General features: G+C 63.7%; 9 protein-coding genes. 8 read left to right on the top strand and 1 reads right to left on the bottom strand.

The genetic code is table 11. From position 1 onward, the window contains the following. Positions 1-293 precede the first annotated feature (293 nt). The 8 genes from ASU23_RS13010 to ASU23_RS12975 all read left to right on the top strand — a co-directional run bounded on the left by ASU23_RS13010 (position 294) and on the right by ASU23_RS12975 (position 14,835). Positions 294-1,304 carry an alpha/beta hydrolase family protein gene (locus ASU23_RS13010; protein WP_007731818.1) on the top strand — a complete coding sequence of 337 codons (1,011 nt, stop codon included), beginning with the start codon at positions 294-296 and terminating at the stop codon, positions 1,302-1,304. Between the two features lie 252 nt (positions 1,305-1,556). Further along, positions 1,557-3,440 (top strand): alpha/beta hydrolase-fold protein, encoded by a 1,884-nt coding sequence (locus ASU23_RS13005; protein ID WP_003943922.1) that lies wholly within the window; start codon positions 1,557-1,559, stop codon positions 3,438-3,440. Between the two features lie 106 nt (positions 3,441-3,546). Continuing rightward, on the top strand, positions 3,547-4,098 hold the full coding sequence (locus ASU23_RS13000) for a DUF732 domain-containing protein (protein ID WP_003943980.1): 552 nt from the start codon (positions 3,547-3,549) through the stop codon (positions 4,096-4,098). A gap of 9 nt (positions 4,099-4,107) precedes the next feature. Continuing rightward, entirely contained in the window at positions 4,108-5,061 is a 954-nt protein-coding gene (locus ASU23_RS12995; protein ID WP_003943848.1) for a cutinase family protein, read from the top strand. A 205-nt stretch (positions 5,062-5,266) separates the two neighbouring features. Beyond that, positions 5,267-6,262, top strand: a complete 996-nt coding sequence (locus ASU23_RS12990) for an LLM class F420-dependent oxidoreductase (RefSeq protein WP_007731815.1) — start codon at positions 5,267-5,269, stop codon at positions 6,260-6,262. 182 nt (positions 6,263-6,444) lie between these two features. Further along, positions 6,445-8,334: a long-chain-fatty-acid--AMP ligase FadD32 gene (gene fadD32 / locus ASU23_RS12985; RefSeq protein ID WP_003943899.1), complete on the top strand. Its 1,890-nt coding sequence runs from the start codon at positions 6,445-6,447 to the stop codon at positions 8,332-8,334. Between the two features lie 37 nt (positions 8,335-8,371). Continuing rightward, positions 8,372-13,297: a polyketide synthase Pks13 gene (gene pks13, locus ASU23_RS12980; protein ID WP_058038049.1), complete on the top strand. Its 4,926-nt coding sequence runs from the start codon at positions 8,372-8,374 to the stop codon at positions 13,295-13,297. Beyond that, positions 13,294-14,835 (top strand): acyl-CoA carboxylase subunit beta, encoded by a 1,542-nt coding sequence (locus ASU23_RS12975; protein ID WP_003943957.1) that lies wholly within the window; start codon positions 13,294-13,296, stop codon positions 14,833-14,835. The genes pks13 and ASU23_RS12975 overlap by 4 nt, the downstream gene beginning before the upstream one ends. Here the strand turns inward: ASU23_RS12975 and ASU23_RS12970 are convergent. Further along, entirely contained in the window at positions 14,832-15,743 is a 912-nt protein-coding gene (locus ASU23_RS12970; RefSeq protein WP_007731813.1) for a LysR family transcriptional regulator, read from the bottom strand. The genes ASU23_RS12975 and ASU23_RS12970 overlap by 4 nt on opposite strands. Positions 15,744-15,808: the final 65 nt, after the last annotated feature.

Genomic DNA, 15,808 nt, shown 5'->3' with positions numbered 1-15,808 from the left:
TCGATTCAGTAACACCGAATTGATTGGCCACGATGTACTCGAAGACGATTCACCTAACCTGAATCACCCCCGAGGGGTGATGACGGTGTTGCTCGCGGATTGGGACGTAACGGTCCACCTATTTGTCACAGCTGAACCTGTGACATAAAGTCCAGCGAGCGCAGTGTGACTTGGAAGAGGTCCGCTGCCGACCCGAACTCGTTCGGGCTGGCAGAAAAGCCTGTTCCCCGACGGAATCCGCCGGAACCACTCCACCGAGTGGGTTCCGCAGACGAAGAGAGAGAGCAGTATCCATGCGTTTTGCCAGAAAGAGGCTGACCCAGCGCCTCAAGCACCGAGCGTTGGCCATCGGTGCCGCAGCACTTGTGCTCCCCCTTGCTGCAGGAGTTGCCGGTAGTGCTGTCGCCTCTGCTGCGCCTGCGCACACTGCTCCCAGCCACACCGCCCCCTCCGGCGGATACGACGAGCTGTGGGTGCCCTCCTCGATGGGCAACATCAAGGTCCAGGTCCAGTGGGCCGCTCGCGGCGGAAACGCTGCCCTTTACCTCCTCGACGGCCTGCGTGCGCGTAACGACGCCAACGCGTGGAGCTTCGAGACCAATGCGATGGACCAGTACCGCAACGACAACATCACTCTCGTGATGCCCGTCGGCGGCGAGTCCAGCTTCTACAGCGACTGGTATGCACCGTCGAACTTCAACGGCCAGCAGATCACGTACAAGTGGGAAACCTTCCTCACCGAAGAACTGCCCAACTTCCTCGCGAACTACGGCGTCTCGCCCACCAACAACGCGGTCCTCGGCCTCTCGATGGGTGGCAGCGCTGCTCTGACGCTGGCTGCTTACCACCGTGACCAGTTCAAGTTCGCCGGCTCGCTGTCGGGCTACCTGAACATCTCGGCTCCGGGCATGCGCGAGGCAATCCGCGTCGCAATGCTCGATGCCGGTCGCTTCAACGTCGACTCCATGTGGGGACCGCCGTGGAGCCCGTCCTGGCTGCGCAACGACCCGTTCGTCTTCGCACCGCGTCTGCAGGGCCTGTCGATGTACATCTCGTCGGCAAGCGGCCTGCCCGGTGAATACGACCACCCGCGCGCACCGATCGATTACTACAACACGGCTAACGGCATGGGTCTCGAGGCTCTCGCCCTGGTCAACACCCGTGCATTCCAGATCCGCATGAACTCGCTGGGTATCCCGGCCACCTACAGCTTCCCGTCCAACGGCACGCACTCGTGGCCGTACTGGTCGGCAGAGCTGTGGAAGGCTCGCGGCCAGATCCTCGACACCATGAACGCTTGGTGATCGTGCGCGATCCCGTGACCTAGTCACTTCACCAGTGCCGTTCCGGACTCCTCGAAGGAGAACCGGGACGGCACTTGTGTATTCAGGTGCTGCACAAGCGCCCGATGTCAGTAACAATTGCACCACCAGTAACAGCGCGGCTACCCCAAGCGGGGATCGTTTGCGTGTAGAAATAGTTTCAACGGGGGTCTGGCTGCTCAGGCGGCCACACGATCGACGCGCGGACCGAACGTAAGGAAAGAGAGTGAGCTCATGCGAGTAGGCCTTGCCACGGAGGACCGTCGCCGGTCCCGGGCAACCTTCCGGACAAAGGTCGTCGGCGCACTGGCAGCGATGCTGGTTCTGCCGATCGCCGCGGGCTTGACGACGGCCGGAACCGCGGCAGCCGCGCCGGCACCTGCTCAGGCCGCACCGGCCGCCACCCAGAACCCCACCGGAGCAGCGGTCACGAAGGTCGACTGGCTCAGCGAGCGTCGCGTCGCGCTGTGGGTGAACTCTCCCGCGATGGGCACCCCGATTCAGGTGCAGATCCTCTTGGCCCGCGATTGGAACGTCAATCCGTCGGCCAGCTTCCCCTCGGTCTGGATGCTCGACGGTCTTCGCGCGACCGACAACGAGAACGCCTGGACCTACGAGACCGACGCCGAGTCCTTCTACGCGGACAAGAACGTCAACGTCATCCTCCCGGTCGGCGGTCAGTCCAGCTTCTACTCCGACTGGCTCCAGCCCGACAACGGCAAGAACTACCAGTGGGAGACGTTCCTGACCAAGGAACTGCCCCCCATCCTCGAAAAGGACTGGCGGACCACGCAGACACGCGGTGTCGTCGGACTGTCGATGGGCGGCACGTCCGCCATGTTCCTCACGGCGCGCAACCCCGGCTTCTTCAAGTTCGCCGCTTCGCTCTCCGGCATCCTCACCACCACCTCGCTCGGCATGCCTCAGGCAATCCAGTTCGCGATGACCGACGCCGGTGGATACAACTCCGCCGCGATGTGGGGACCGCCGTCCAACCCGCAGTGGGCTGCACACGATCCGTACGCGCTCGCCGAGAAGCTCAAGGGCGTCAGCCTGTACGTCTCGAGTGGTAGCGGTACGACCGGCCCGTACGACCAGCCGTCGGGAATTCCCGGCGTGAGCACCAACTACGCAGGCATGGGCCTCGAGATCCTCGCTCGCCTGACCTCGCAGACCTTCGCGACCAAGCTCAACCAGCTCGGCATCCCCGCGCAGGTCAACTACCGCCCGTCCGGAACCCACTCGTGGCCGTACTGGCAGTTCGAGCTTCATCAGCTGTGGCCGCAGTTGGCCAACGCCATCGGCGTCGAGGTCGAGAAGCCGGCTTGCGGCACTTCGGGTGAGATCGGTGCGACGGCCGCAGCCAACGGCTGGATCGGTGACTGCATCACCCCCGAGTACAGCGTCGCGGGTGGCCTGGCACAGGACTTCCGCAACGGTCGCATCTACTTCACCAGTGGAACGGGCGCCCAGCCCGTCGCCGGTCGTATCGCCGGCGCGTACATGAACACCGGAGCAGCGGCCGGCCCGCTCGGCTTCCCGCGTACCCCCGAACTCGGTACCCCCGACGGACGCGGACGCTTCAACCACTTCCAGAACGGCTCCATCTACTGGACCCCGCAGACCGGCGCTCACCCCGTCAGCGGCGACATCCTCGCCGAGTGGTCCGCACAGGGTTGGGAAGGTGGCCCGCTCGGCTACCCGACTGCCGACGAGATCGCGACCCCCGGCAAGCCGGGCAAGGTCCAGGGATTCGAGATCGGCGCAATGTACAGCAGCGCCAACGGAACTCACGCGGTTCTCGGAATGATCATGGGCAAGTACGGCGAACTCGGCTGGGAAAACGGCTGGCTCGGATTCCCGAAGTCGAACGAGGTTCCGATCAAGGACAACGGACGCTTCACCGAGTTCGAGGGCGGCAACATCTACTGGAGCCCCGGCACCGGTGCATGGTCCGTCGAGAACGGTCCGCTGTTCGACGGTTGGAAGAGCGTCGGATACGAAGGTGGACGACTCGGATTCCCGATCAGTGACAAGTTCGACATTCCCGGTGGTGTCCAGCAGAACTTCCAGTTCGGCTACATCACGGTGATCGGTGACAAGACAGAAGTTCACTAACTCACAGTGGTGCACGACGGGCGGGCCCGATCACGGATCGGTGCCCGCCCGCGTGCGTTGCGTAACCTGTTGATGGACTTTCGACTGAAGGCAAGGACGGACATTGATGTCGCTTTTCTCGGGTAACCGAAACACTTGTGCACGCGCGATCGCTGTCGGCGCCCTGGCGCTCGCCACCGGTGGCGCGCTTGTCGCGTGCGGTAGTGACGACTCCACTGCAACCTCCAATCCGGTCACCACGACGTCCGCGGCGGCTTCGTCCTCGAGCGGTTCGGCATCTGCGTCCGCCTCTGCGACCACGACGGCGTCGGCTGCGCCCACCAGTCCGGGAGCCGCGGCCACCGCGCCGCCGGAGCAGCCGCAGAGCATCGAGGGCTTCCCGGGTCCCACAGTCGTCGAGGTCAGTCCCGAGGCACAGAAGTTCCTCGACGGACTGAAGGCGAAGGGCATCACCCCAGCCGGTGACGGAAGCATCGCCGTCAACACGGCCAATTACATCTGCGCTGCCGGTCCTCAGACCGACGACGAGGTCCTGACCTTCGTGACCGCCTTCGTCGGCCAGGAAGCGTCGGCGGAAGGCAAGCAGATCACTCCCGAGCAGGCAGGTGCGAACGCTCAGATCTACATCGACGTCGCCAACGCCACCTACTGCAAGTAGGCGCGGGTCATGGCGAGGTCTGGAAAGCGTCGTGGGTGCCTGATCCCGCTGCTGATCATTCTTGTGGTCGCAGCGGTCGTGATCGGCGGTTGGTACATCCTGGCCGGGCGGGTGCCTTCGCCGACTCCGATCCCGCCGAGCCCGGAGCCTCCGGTGTCTCAGCCGGCCAGTTGCCCCGATGTCCAGGTAGTAGCCATACCGGGTACGTGGGAGTCGAGCGCTACCGACGACCCGTACAACCCGACGGCCAATCCGGCGTCGTTGATGCTGAACGTGACCCGTCCTCTGCAGGAGAAGTTCGATACTTCACGGGCCGACGTCTACACCGTTCCGTATGTCGCACAGTTTTCGAATCCGGTGGCGATCCCGCCGGACGGACAGCAGTCCTACAACAACAGTCGGGCCGCGGGAACTGCTGCCACTAACGACTTTCTGATGAAGCGGCACGCCGAGTGCCCGCTCACGAGTTACGTCCTGACTGGATTTTCCCAGGGCGCGGTGATCGCGGGTGACGTCGCCGCGAGTATCGGCGACGGTACCGGCGCGGTGCCTGCCGATCTGGTTCTGGGCGTCGGCTTGATCGCCGACGGTCGGCGCGATCCGGCGTTCGGGAACACCGTTGGCCCGAGCGTTGCCGGTGTCGGCGCCGAGCTGTCGCTGAACGGGCTGAAGCTGCCCGGTCTCACGATGACCGGCCCGAGGCCCGGCGGGTTCGGTGACCTCAACGATCGGACCTATCAGATTTGCGCGCCGAGCGACGGTATCTGCGACGCGCCGGCAGCCGCTCTCAACCCGACCAACTGGCTGAGTTCGGCGCCGCGACTGCTCGAGTACTACAACAACCCTGTGCACGCGATGTACAACTCCTTCCAAGTCGATCCGAACGGCACGACGGCCACCCAATGGATGGCACAGTGGGCTGCGGAGAAGATCGACGCTGCACCGACGCCGCCCCACAGTTGAGTCACCGCCGCACTGTTGATTCGTCACAATCGGGCGTCTCGGGAGTTCGCTCGCGGGTAATCTGCTCGTTTGGTCCCGGTAGAGTGCTGCACGGTCCGGGGGCTTCCTCTACAGTGCTGTCACGTAAGTGACTGGCGAGTAGGTTCGATTTGTCCGAGTTTGTAGTTCGAGTACGACGTACGTGTCCATCACAGGAGATCGATATATGAGTTCCACCCACGGCAGCGATGCCCTACGCAAATTTCGGTTTGCGGCCGGTGGCGAGGGCAACGCCGAAGAGGGTGGTGCGCGACGCTTCGTCAAGCTCGCGCAGAAGGCCGAGGAACTCGGCTACGACTCGTTCATGATTCCGGATCACCTGGGTAATCAGGTCGGCCCGATCGCCGCTCTCGGAGCGCTCGCGGTGGCCACCGACAAGATTCGTCTCGGCACCGCCGTGTTGGCCAACGGCTTCCGTCATCCTGCTGTGCTCGCGAAGGACGCGGCGACAATCGACGTGCTGTCCGGTGGTCGACTCGAACTCGGTATCGGTGCGGGCTGGATGAAGGAAGAGTTCGACAAGGGCGGCATCGCCTACGAAAGTCCGGGCGTTCGCATCGAGAAGCTCGAGGAGTCTCTGCAGATTCTCGACGTTCTGCTGCGCGGGCAGGAATGCACTTTCGAAGGCAAGCACTATCAGGTGCGCGGCCTCAAGGGCAGCCCGCGACCGCGGCAGGGCCCGCGGCCACCGATCATCGTGGGCGGCGGAGGCCCGAAGATGCTTGCTCTCGCGGCGAAGTACGCGGACATCATCTCGGTCGCCACACCGACCAACCGTGACGGGCGGCTTCTGCTCTCCGGAATCACGATGGAAAAGACCATCGAACGTGTCGAGCGGATCCGCGAAGCTGCCGGCGAGCGTTTCGATGAGATCGAACTCAACTGGACCATCACCATGATCATGATCACCGACGATCGAGAGCAGGCTGCCGAAATGGCAATCGCCGCTCTGGACCAAGGTTTTCCGCCGAACATCGAAGTGGATCGTAAGCTGAGCGTGGAGGAGCTGTTGAACTCTCCATACCTGGCTGTGGGCACTTTCGAGGAAATCGCAGACCAGATTCGACTGGTCCGCGAGAAGACGTCGATGTCGTACGTCGGGGTCTTCCCGACGCAGATGGAAGCGTTCGCCCCGATCATCCCGTTACTGGCGGGCGAGTAGGCCGGAGAATACGGACGATGCGAATCTGTAACATATCGATGGTTTGGGATCGATGAAGTGATTCAGGTGAGTTGCGCACAAAGTGCGATTCGATTGATCGAAGATGGACCCGAGAGAGCGAAGGAAGTCTGGGGCGCAGGCATGAAAGACAGTGCTTGTGTGATCGCTTCGGAGGAGATGGAATGAACGCGCTGTTCGATGGCTTTCTCGACGAGAAGGGCCAGATCCGCCTGCAACCAGGCTTCACGCTGGTCGACTACGTCGAGCAACACTCGCGTGTCAACGCGGACGAGCTCGCGTATCGGTACATCGACTACTCACGCGAGCGTGACGGTGAAGCCCTGGAGCTGACCTGGGAGCAGTTCGGTGTGCGTCTGCGCGCTGTTGCAGCCCGTCTGCAGCAGGTCACCAAGCGTGGCGACCGTGTCGCGATTCTTGCTCCGCAGGGACTCGACTACGTCATTTCGTTCTTCGCGGCCATTCAGGCCGGTTCCATCGCGGTGCCGCTCTTCGATCCGGACGAGCCCGGTCACACCGACCGTCTTCACGCTGTTCTCGGTGACTGCAAGCCGACTGCGATTCTGACTGCCGCATCGTCCGCGGCCGGTGTTCGACAGTTGTTCCGCTCGCTTCCCGCTGCCGAGCGTCCGCGCATCATCGCCGTCGACGCGATTCCCGACACCGTCGGTGAAACGTGGGTTCGCCCCGACATCGAACTCGACGACATCGCGTACCTGCAGTACACCTCGGGTTCGACCCGAGTTCCCGCCGGTGTGGAGATCACCCATCGTGCTGTCGGAACGAATGCGCTCCAGATGGTCGACTCCATCGAACTCAACGAGGACTCACGCGGCGTCACGTGGCTGCCGCTGTTCCACGACATGGGCCTGCTGACGGTCATCCTGCCTGCTCTGGGCGGCAAGTACATCACCATCATGAGCCCGCGTGCTTTCGTGCAGCGGCCGTACCGGTGGATCAAGGAACTTGCTGCGGTTTCCGACGGCGCCGGCACCTTTGCTGCCGCTCCCAACTTCGCTTTCGAGCACGCTGCCGCGCGTGGCCTGCCGAAGGACGGCGAGACCCTGGACCTGAGCAACGTCATCGGTCTGATCAACGGCAGTGAGCCGGTCACGACGTCGTCGATGCGCAAGTTCAACGACGCTTTTGCTCAGTACGGTCTGCCCAAGACTGCGATCAAGCCGTCGTACGGCATGGCCGAGGCGACGCTCTTCGTCTCCTCGACCAAGCATTCCGACGAGGCCAAGGTCATCTACGTCGACCGCACGGAACTCAACAAGGGACGCATGGTCATCGTCGACCAGTACTCCGAGAACGCAATCGCGCAGGTCTCCTGTGGGTACGTCTCGCGCAGTCAGTGGGCGGCGATCGTCGATCCCGAGACGCTGACCGAGGTCCCCGACAATCACGTCGGCGAGATCTGGTTGCACGGCGAGAACATCGGTATCGGCTACTGGGGTCGCCCCGACGAGACGGCGGAGACCTTCCACAACAAGCTGGACAATCGGTTGAGCGAAGACAGCCACACCGAGGGCACGCCGGCGGATGCCAACTGGATGCGTACCGGCGACTTCGGCGTCTACGTCGACGGCGAGCTGTACATCACCGGGCGCGTCAAGGACCTCGTGATCGTCGACGGTCGCAATCATTACCCGCAGGACCTCGAGGCTTCGGCTCAGGAAGCCAGCCCGGCTCTGCGCCCCGGCTTCATCGCTGCGTTTGCCGTACCGGCCAACCAGCTGCCGTCCGTCGTGTTCTCCAACACGCACTCGGGTCTGAAGTTCGACGACGACGATTCCTCGGAGCAGTTGGTCATCGTGGCCGAGCGTGCTCCCGGCGCAGGCAAGGCCGATCCGCAGCCGATCGCGGACACCGTGCGTGCGGCGATTTCTTCCCGTCACGGTGTTACGGCCCGAGACATCCTGCTCGTCCCCGCGGGTTCGATTCCGCGTACGTCCAGCGGCAAGATCGCTCGCCGCGCGTGTAAGGCGAGCTATATCGAGGGAACGTTGCGAGGCGGCTATCAGCAGACCGCATTCCCCGATAGCGTTTGAGGAGCAGTCCCTTCATGATCGGTGGCTTGGTGAGTTGATGGTTGAACAAGATGGTGCGCAGAGCAAAGACGTTGTGAGCGAGATGAGTGTCGCGCAGCTGCGTGAGTGGCTTCGCAATTGGATCGCCAACGCGACCGGTCAGCCGGCGGGTTCGATCACGGACGATCGCCCGATGGAAGAGTTCGGGCTCGCCTCGCGGGACGCAGTTGCTCTGAGCGGAGACATCGAGGATCTGCTCGGCGTCACGCTGACCGCCACGGTTGCCTATCAACACCCCACCATCGCTTCGCTGGCTACTCGGATCATCGAAGGTGAGCCCGAGGCGCCGGAGGAGACCGTCGACGCGTCGTACTACGTCTCAGGCGGCGCGACGGACGCTCACGACATCGCCATCGTCGGACTGTCCACACGATTCCCCGGTGCCGGGCACACGCCTTCGGACATGTGGGAAATGCTGGCGGCCGGACGCGACGGCATCAGCGACCTCCCCGAGGACCGCTGGGCCGAGTTCATGTCGGATCCCGCCATCAAGGCCGCGGTCGAGAACGCGAACACCAAGGGCGGGTACCTCGACGACGTCAAGGGCTTCGACGCCGAGTTCTTCGCGATGTCTCCGCTCGAGGTCGTCAACGTCGATCCGCAGCAGCGCCTCGCACTCGAACTCGCGTGGGAAGCACTCGAGCACGCTCGCATTCCGGCCAGTGGGCTCAAGGGCAAGCAGGTCGGTGTTTTCATCGGCAGTTCCGCCAACGACTACCAGTTGCTCGCGGTCAGTGATCCGACGACGGCGCATCCGTACGCGTTGACCGGAACGTCGACGGCCATCGTCGCGAACCGTGTCTCGTACTTCTTCGACTTCCGTGGACCGTCCATCGCTCTGGACACCGCGTGTTCGTCTTCGCTGGTTGCCGTTCACGAGGCTGTGCGCTCGCTGCGCAGCGGTGACTCCAACATCGCGCTGGCCGGTGGCGTCAACATGCTGCTGGCCCCTCCCGGAACCCTCGGTTTCGATCAGACCGGGATGCTCGCTCCCGACGGAAAACTGCGTGCCTTCTCCGCTCAGGCTCAGGGCATCGTTCGCAGTGAGGGCGGCGGACTCGTCGTGCTCAAGCGTCTCGAAGACGCCGAGCGTGACGGAGATTCCATCCTCGCGGTGATCGCCGGATCCGCGGTCAACCAGGACGGCCGTTCCAACGGTCTGCTCGCACCCAATCCCGATGCCCAGGCCGACGTGTTGCGTTTCGCGTACCGCGACGCCGGAATCTTGCCGACCACCGTCGACTACATCGAGGCGCACGGAACGGGTACCGATCTCGGTGATCCCATCGAGGCCGACGCGCTCAGTCGTGTCGTCGGTCGTGGTCGTGACGAAGACAAGCCGGCACTGCTCGGTAGCGCGAAGACCAACTTCGGGCACCTGGAAGCAGCTGCAGGCGCCGCCGGCCTGATCAAGGTCGTTCTGGCGATGCAGGAAAACAAGATTCCCGCGACGATCAACTACCTGGGCCCGAACCCGCACATCGACTTCGAGAAGTCGCACCTGCAGGTGACGCCCGAGGCCACCGACTGGCCGCGCTACACCGGCAAGGCTGTCGCCGGTGTCTCCGGTTTCGGTTTCGGTGGAACCAACGCGCACGTCGTGGTCAAGGAGTACGTGCCTGCCGAGACGGTAGTGGATGCCCCTGTCGCCGATGCACCTGTGGAAGACGAGAGCACCGTTGTGCTGGCTGTGTCCGGCGCGCTGCCGTCGCGTCGTCGCCGCGCAGCCGCTGACCTGGCCGACTGGCTCGAAACCGAAGAGGGAAGCAAGACGCCCCTCGCCGACGTCGCCCGCACACTCGCGCGTCGCAACCACGGACGCTCGCGCGCCGCTGTTCTGGCGAAGACGCGCTCCGAGGCCATCAGCTCGCTGCGCGCCGTCGCCGCAGGCAAGCCTGCTCAAGGAGTCTTCTCCGCCGACTCGCCGTCGCCCAAGGGCGCGGTGTGGGTGTTCTCGGGTTTCGGCTCGCAGCACCGCAAGATGGCCAAGCAGCTCTACACGGAGAACTCGGCCTTCAAGGCGGCCGTCGACGAGGTCGACGCGCTGATCCAGGACGAGGCCGGCTACTCGATGGTCGAGATGTTCCTCGACGATTCGATCGAGTACAACGTCGAGACCGCCCAGGTGGGAATCTTCACCATCCAGGTCGGTCTGGCCGCATTGCTGCGTCACCACGGCGCCGAGGCCGAAGCCGTGGTTCCGCACTCGATGGGTGAGGCCGCTGCCGCGTACGTTTCCGGCGGTCTGAACCTGGAAGACGCTGTCCGCGTGATCTGTTCACGTTCACGGCTGATGGGTGAGGCCGAGGGCGCACTTGTCGGCGACGACATCCGTCTGATGGCTCTGCTCGAGTACAGCGCATCCGAGATCGAGGCGCTGCTGCCCACGTACCCCAAGCTCGAGGTCTGTGTTTACGCAGCTCCGACGCACACGGTGATCGGTGGACCACAGCCGGACATCGAGGCGATCGTCGCGGCCGCCGAGGCCGACGGCAAGATGGCGCGTGTCCTGCAGACCAAGGGCGCCAGCCATACTTCGCAGGTAGATCCGCTGCTCGGTGAGCTTGCCGCCGAGTTGGCCGGTATCGAGCCGACCACGTTGAAGCTCGGCGTCTACTCGTCCGTCGACAAGGACACCTTCTACCGTCCCGGTCACGAGCCGATCCATCAAGAGGCGTACTGGGTCAAGGGTCTTCGCCACAGCGTGTACTTCACCAACGCGGTACGCGGTGCAGTTGCCCACGGCCACACCACTTTTGTCGAGCTTGCACCCAACCCGGTGACGTTGATGTCGGTGGCGGCTACCGCTTTCGATTCGGGCCTGCACGACATGGAGCTCATCCAGACGCTCAAGCGTAAGGAAGACGAGTCCGCGGGTGTTCTTGCCGCTCTCGCGCAGCTGTACGTGCACGGCCATGCCGTGAACCTCGAGTCTCTGCTTCCCGCAGGCGATTTCGCTTCGGTTCCGCGTACCGCATTCCTGCGTAAGCCGTATTGGCTCGACATTCGCGTCAGTGCCGGCGGTTCGGCTCGCGTACCCGGTTCGCACGTCGCTCTGCCCGACGGCCGCCACGTGTGGGAGGTCGACGCATCCGCCGTCACCGACCTGGCGGTGCTGGTGAGCGCCGCTGCCGGACAGGTGCTTTCGGATGTCTCTCTGACCGCTGCTGTTCCGCACGGTGAACTGGCCGGTGCTTCGACCCTGACCACGACACTCAACCCGCATCCGGGTGGAGCGTCGGTGCAGGTGCACGCTCGTGAGGGCGCTACGTTCCGTCTGCTCTTCGACGCCGTCGTCACGTCGGGTGAGCCGCTGCCCGAGCTGGTCGTCAGCGCGCCGGTCAAGACCAGTGCGCCGATGGAATCCTTGGCCGAGGTCGTCGAAGACGCCGGAGACAAGTGGGATCCGAACGGTTCGCAGAGCCTCGACGACCGCCTCAAGATCGTGGTTGCCGAGTCGATGGGGTACTCGCCGGAGGATCTGCCGGCCGAGGTTCCGCTCATCGAACTGGGTCTCGACTCGCTCATGGCGATGCGTATCAAGAACCGCGTCGAGTACGAGTTCGACATTCCGCAGCTCCAGCTCCAGGCAGTCAAGGACGCGAGCCTCAACGAGGTCAACAAGTACCTGCGCTACGCGATCGACAATCGCGAAGAGGTTCAGGCGATGGCCGACAAGCAGGCCGCGGAGAAGTTGGCGGCCGACGCTGCTGACGAGGACGTTGCTCCCGCCGAGGTGGCAGTGGAACTACCTACCACTGCTCCGGTTGCTGCTGCGCCTTCCGATCCTTCTCGAGCCGGAACTGCCGACGACGCAGGCTCGGACGTTCCGCCGCGAGATGCGGCCGAGCGCTTGACGTTTGCGACGTGGGCGGTTGTCACCGGGAAGTCGGCCAAGGGCATCTTCAACGATCTGCCGATCGTCGGTGACGAGGTCGCCGAGAAGCTTGCTGCTCGGCTTTCCGAGCGTGCCGGTGGCGAGATCACTCTCGACGACGTTCTCGACTCCACCACCATCGAAGAGCTTGCGGACGTCGTTCGCCAGTACCTCGAGGACGACGGCAAGATCGACGGACTCGTACGTACTCTGCGTGCCCGCCCCGAAGGTTCCACTGCCGTACCGGTATTCGTCTTCCATGCTGCCGGTGGTTCGACGGTGACGTACGAGCCTCTGCTCAAGCGCCTGCCCGCCGGCACGCCGATGTACGGATTCGAGCGGGTCGAGGGCTCGATCGAAACCCGCGCTGCTGCTTACGTTCCGCTGCTGCGTGAGATCCAGGGCGACGGGCCGTACGTGCTGTGTGGCTGGTCGTTCGGTGGCGTGATGTCGTATGCGGTCGCGAAGTTGCTGCGCGAGCAGGGCGCCGACGTGCGTGTGGTCGGGCTGCTCGACACCGTCATGGCCGGCGAGGTCGTGCCGGACACCGAGGCGGAACGACGCAAGCGTTGGGAGCGCTACGGCAAGTTCGCCAAGCGCACCTACAACCTGGATGTGCCGCTGCCGCTTGACGTTCTGGCTTCCACCGAAGCCGACGAGGATCAGATCCAGATCTTGATGGACATGATCAAGATGAGCGGCGCCAAGATTCCCGGCGGCATCATCGAGCATCAGCGGACGTCGTGGTTGGACAATCGCGCCATCCAGACGGCCGAGTTCAGCAGTTACGACGGCGACGTCGTGCTCTACATGGCTGACAAGTACCACGACGAGCTGATGACGCTCGAGCCTGCATTCAAGACCCGCAAGGCAGATGGTGGTTGGGGTGACTACGTGAAGAACCTCGAGGTCGTCTACATCGGCGGGGACCACCTGCAGATCGTCGACGAGCCGTACATCGCGAAGGTTGCGGCAGACCTCACCACCAAGCTGGCCCAGATCGAGACAGCTCAGACCAAAGCAGCGGAAACCGGAGTTCAGAAGTGACGACAACCACCGCGGAGAAGCTCGCTGAACTCCGCGAAAAGTTGGAGAAGGCAAAGGAACCCGGCTCGGCTCGGGCCATTGCCAAGCGCGATGCAGCAGGGCACAGCACGCCGCGCCAGCGCATCGACATGTTGCTCGACCCCGGTAGCTTCATCGAGATCGGTGCCCTGGTGAAGATGGCGGGCGAGGGCAACCCGTACAGCGACGGCGTCATGACCGGTCACGGAACCGTCGACGGGCGTCCGGTAGCCGTGTTCGCGCACGATCAGACGGTGTTCGGCGGTGCCGCCGGAGAGATGTTCGGCCGTAAGGTCGCAGCTGTCAACGATTTTGCGCTGAAGGTGGGCTGCCCGGTCGTCGGTATCAACGATTCCGGTGGAGCTCGCATCCAGGACGCCGTTTCCTCGTTGGCCTGGTACGCCAACATGGGTTCACGTCAGGAGCCGTTGTCCGGCCTGTGCCCGCAGATCTCGGTCATCCTCGGTAAATGCGCCGGCGGTGCCGTGTACGCCCCGATCAACACGGACGTCGTGGTCGCGACCGAAGAGTCGTACATGTTCGTCACCGGACCCGACGTCATCAAGTCGGTCACCGGCGAAGAGGTCAGCCTCGAGGACTTGGGTGGAGCCCGCAAGCAGGCGGAGTACGGAAACATCCATCACGTCGCTCCCGACGAGAAGGCTGCCTTCGACTGGGTGCGTGAGTACCTGAGCTTCATGCCGTCGTCATGCCAGGAGAAGGCGCCGCTGATCAACCCGGGCCTCGAACCCGAGATCACCGAGTCGGATCTCGAACTCAATGCGTTCATGCCGGATGCCGACAACGCCGGCTACGACATGCACGACATCATTCTGCGGATCTTCGACGACGGCACTTTCCACGAAATCGGAGCCCAGGTCGCGCACAACGTGATCACCGGATTCTCCCGCGTCGACGGCCTGCCCGTCGGTGTCGTGGCCAACCAGCCCACGTACCTCAGCGGCGCCCTCGACGCGGACAGCTCCGACAAGGCCGCCCACTTCGTGCGTCTGTGCGACGCTTTCAACATCCCGCTCGTCTTCGTCGTCGACACACCGGGCTTCCTTCCCGGCGTCGATCAGGAAAAGGTCGGCGTCATCAAGCGCGGCGGGCGTTTCCTGTTCTCGTACATCGAAGCCACTGTGCCGAAGGTGACTGTGGTGGTTCGTAAGGCGTACGGCGGCGGTTATGCCGTCATGGGCTGCAAGCAGCTCGGTGCCGACATCAACCTCGCGTGGCCGACCGCTCGTATCGCCGTGATGGGCGCCGAGGGTGCCGTCAACATCATGGGGCGGCGTCAGCTCGCCGAGGCCGGCGAGAATGCACCCGCGGTGCGTGCTCAGCTGATCAACTTCTACAACGAGTTCGTCGCGACGCCGTACATCGCGGCCGAGCGCGGATACATCGACGCGGTGATCGAGCCTTCGCAGACGCGTCTCGAGATCCGTAAGGCTCTGAAGTTGCTCGCGGACAAGACGATCTTCAAGAACCCGCGCAAGCACAACTTGATGCCGCTCTAGTTCTTTTTGTCACCGAGGGCGTCGAACTGGCGGCGTAGCGCTTCTATCGCCGCCAGGACGGCCGGCCTTTCGCTGTCTGTCCGCCAGGCGAGGTAGATGTCTCGGCCGAGCGGCGGAACCGTGTCGAGCATTCGAACACCTTCCGGCGGTACAACTCTCGCCAGACGTGGAATCAATGCGACGGCGAGGCCCTGAGCGACGAATTCGACCTGGGTGGGAAACTCGGCGACCTCGTACTCGATTCGTGGGTCGAACCCCTGCGCGCGCAGGGTCCGGACGGTGAAGGTGTGAAAGTCCGTTCCCCGTGTCCACGTCGCCCAGGCATGCTCGGACAGCTCGCTGAGCGCGACGACCTTGTTCTCCGCCAGCGGATGTGACGCCGGGAGAGCGAGCAGCGCCACGTCGTCGTACACGGGCGTGAAGGAGAGTCCGTCGGGAAGTTCGACGGGCAGAGTGCTCCAACTGTCGACCACCACGACGTCGAGGTCGCGGCGAATCAGTGCGGGGAGCAGTTCTTCGGATTCGCCTTCGTTGAAGGTGATTTCGAGCTGCGGGTGCGCATGCCTGATTTCGGCGATGGCTCGCGGCAGCACCGTCCTGCTGGGGGAGACCAGGGCGCCGATACGTACGCGGCCCGTCACCTCGCTCTGCAGCGACGCGATTTCCGCCTCGGCCTGGGCGAGCGTCGAGAGAACCTCTGCGGTTCGGCGCGCGAGGATTCGGCCCGCTTCTGTGAGTCGCACACCGCGGCCCTGCGGTTCGAGGAGCGGAACACCGACCTCTCGCTCGAGCTTGTTCAACTGCTGCGAAATTCCGGAGGGTGTGACATGCAAGGTGCGGGCGGCAGCCGCTACTGATCCGTTCTCGGCGACGGCGTGCAGGGCGCGAAGTCTTTCGAGATTCAACACAGTAGTAATGCTACCGAATATACGGTCTGAACATTTGCTTGTGCTGAATAGTTAGCGGCAGGAAC

The sequence above is a fragment of the Rhodococcus sp. KB6 genome (genome assembly GCF_001445685.1).
Classification (GTDB): domain Bacteria; phylum Actinomycetota; class Actinomycetes; order Mycobacteriales; family Mycobacteriaceae; genus Rhodococcus_F; species Rhodococcus_F qingshengii.
Note: the sequence above shows the minus strand (reverse complement) of the source record. Positions and strands in the feature narration are given on the sequence as shown.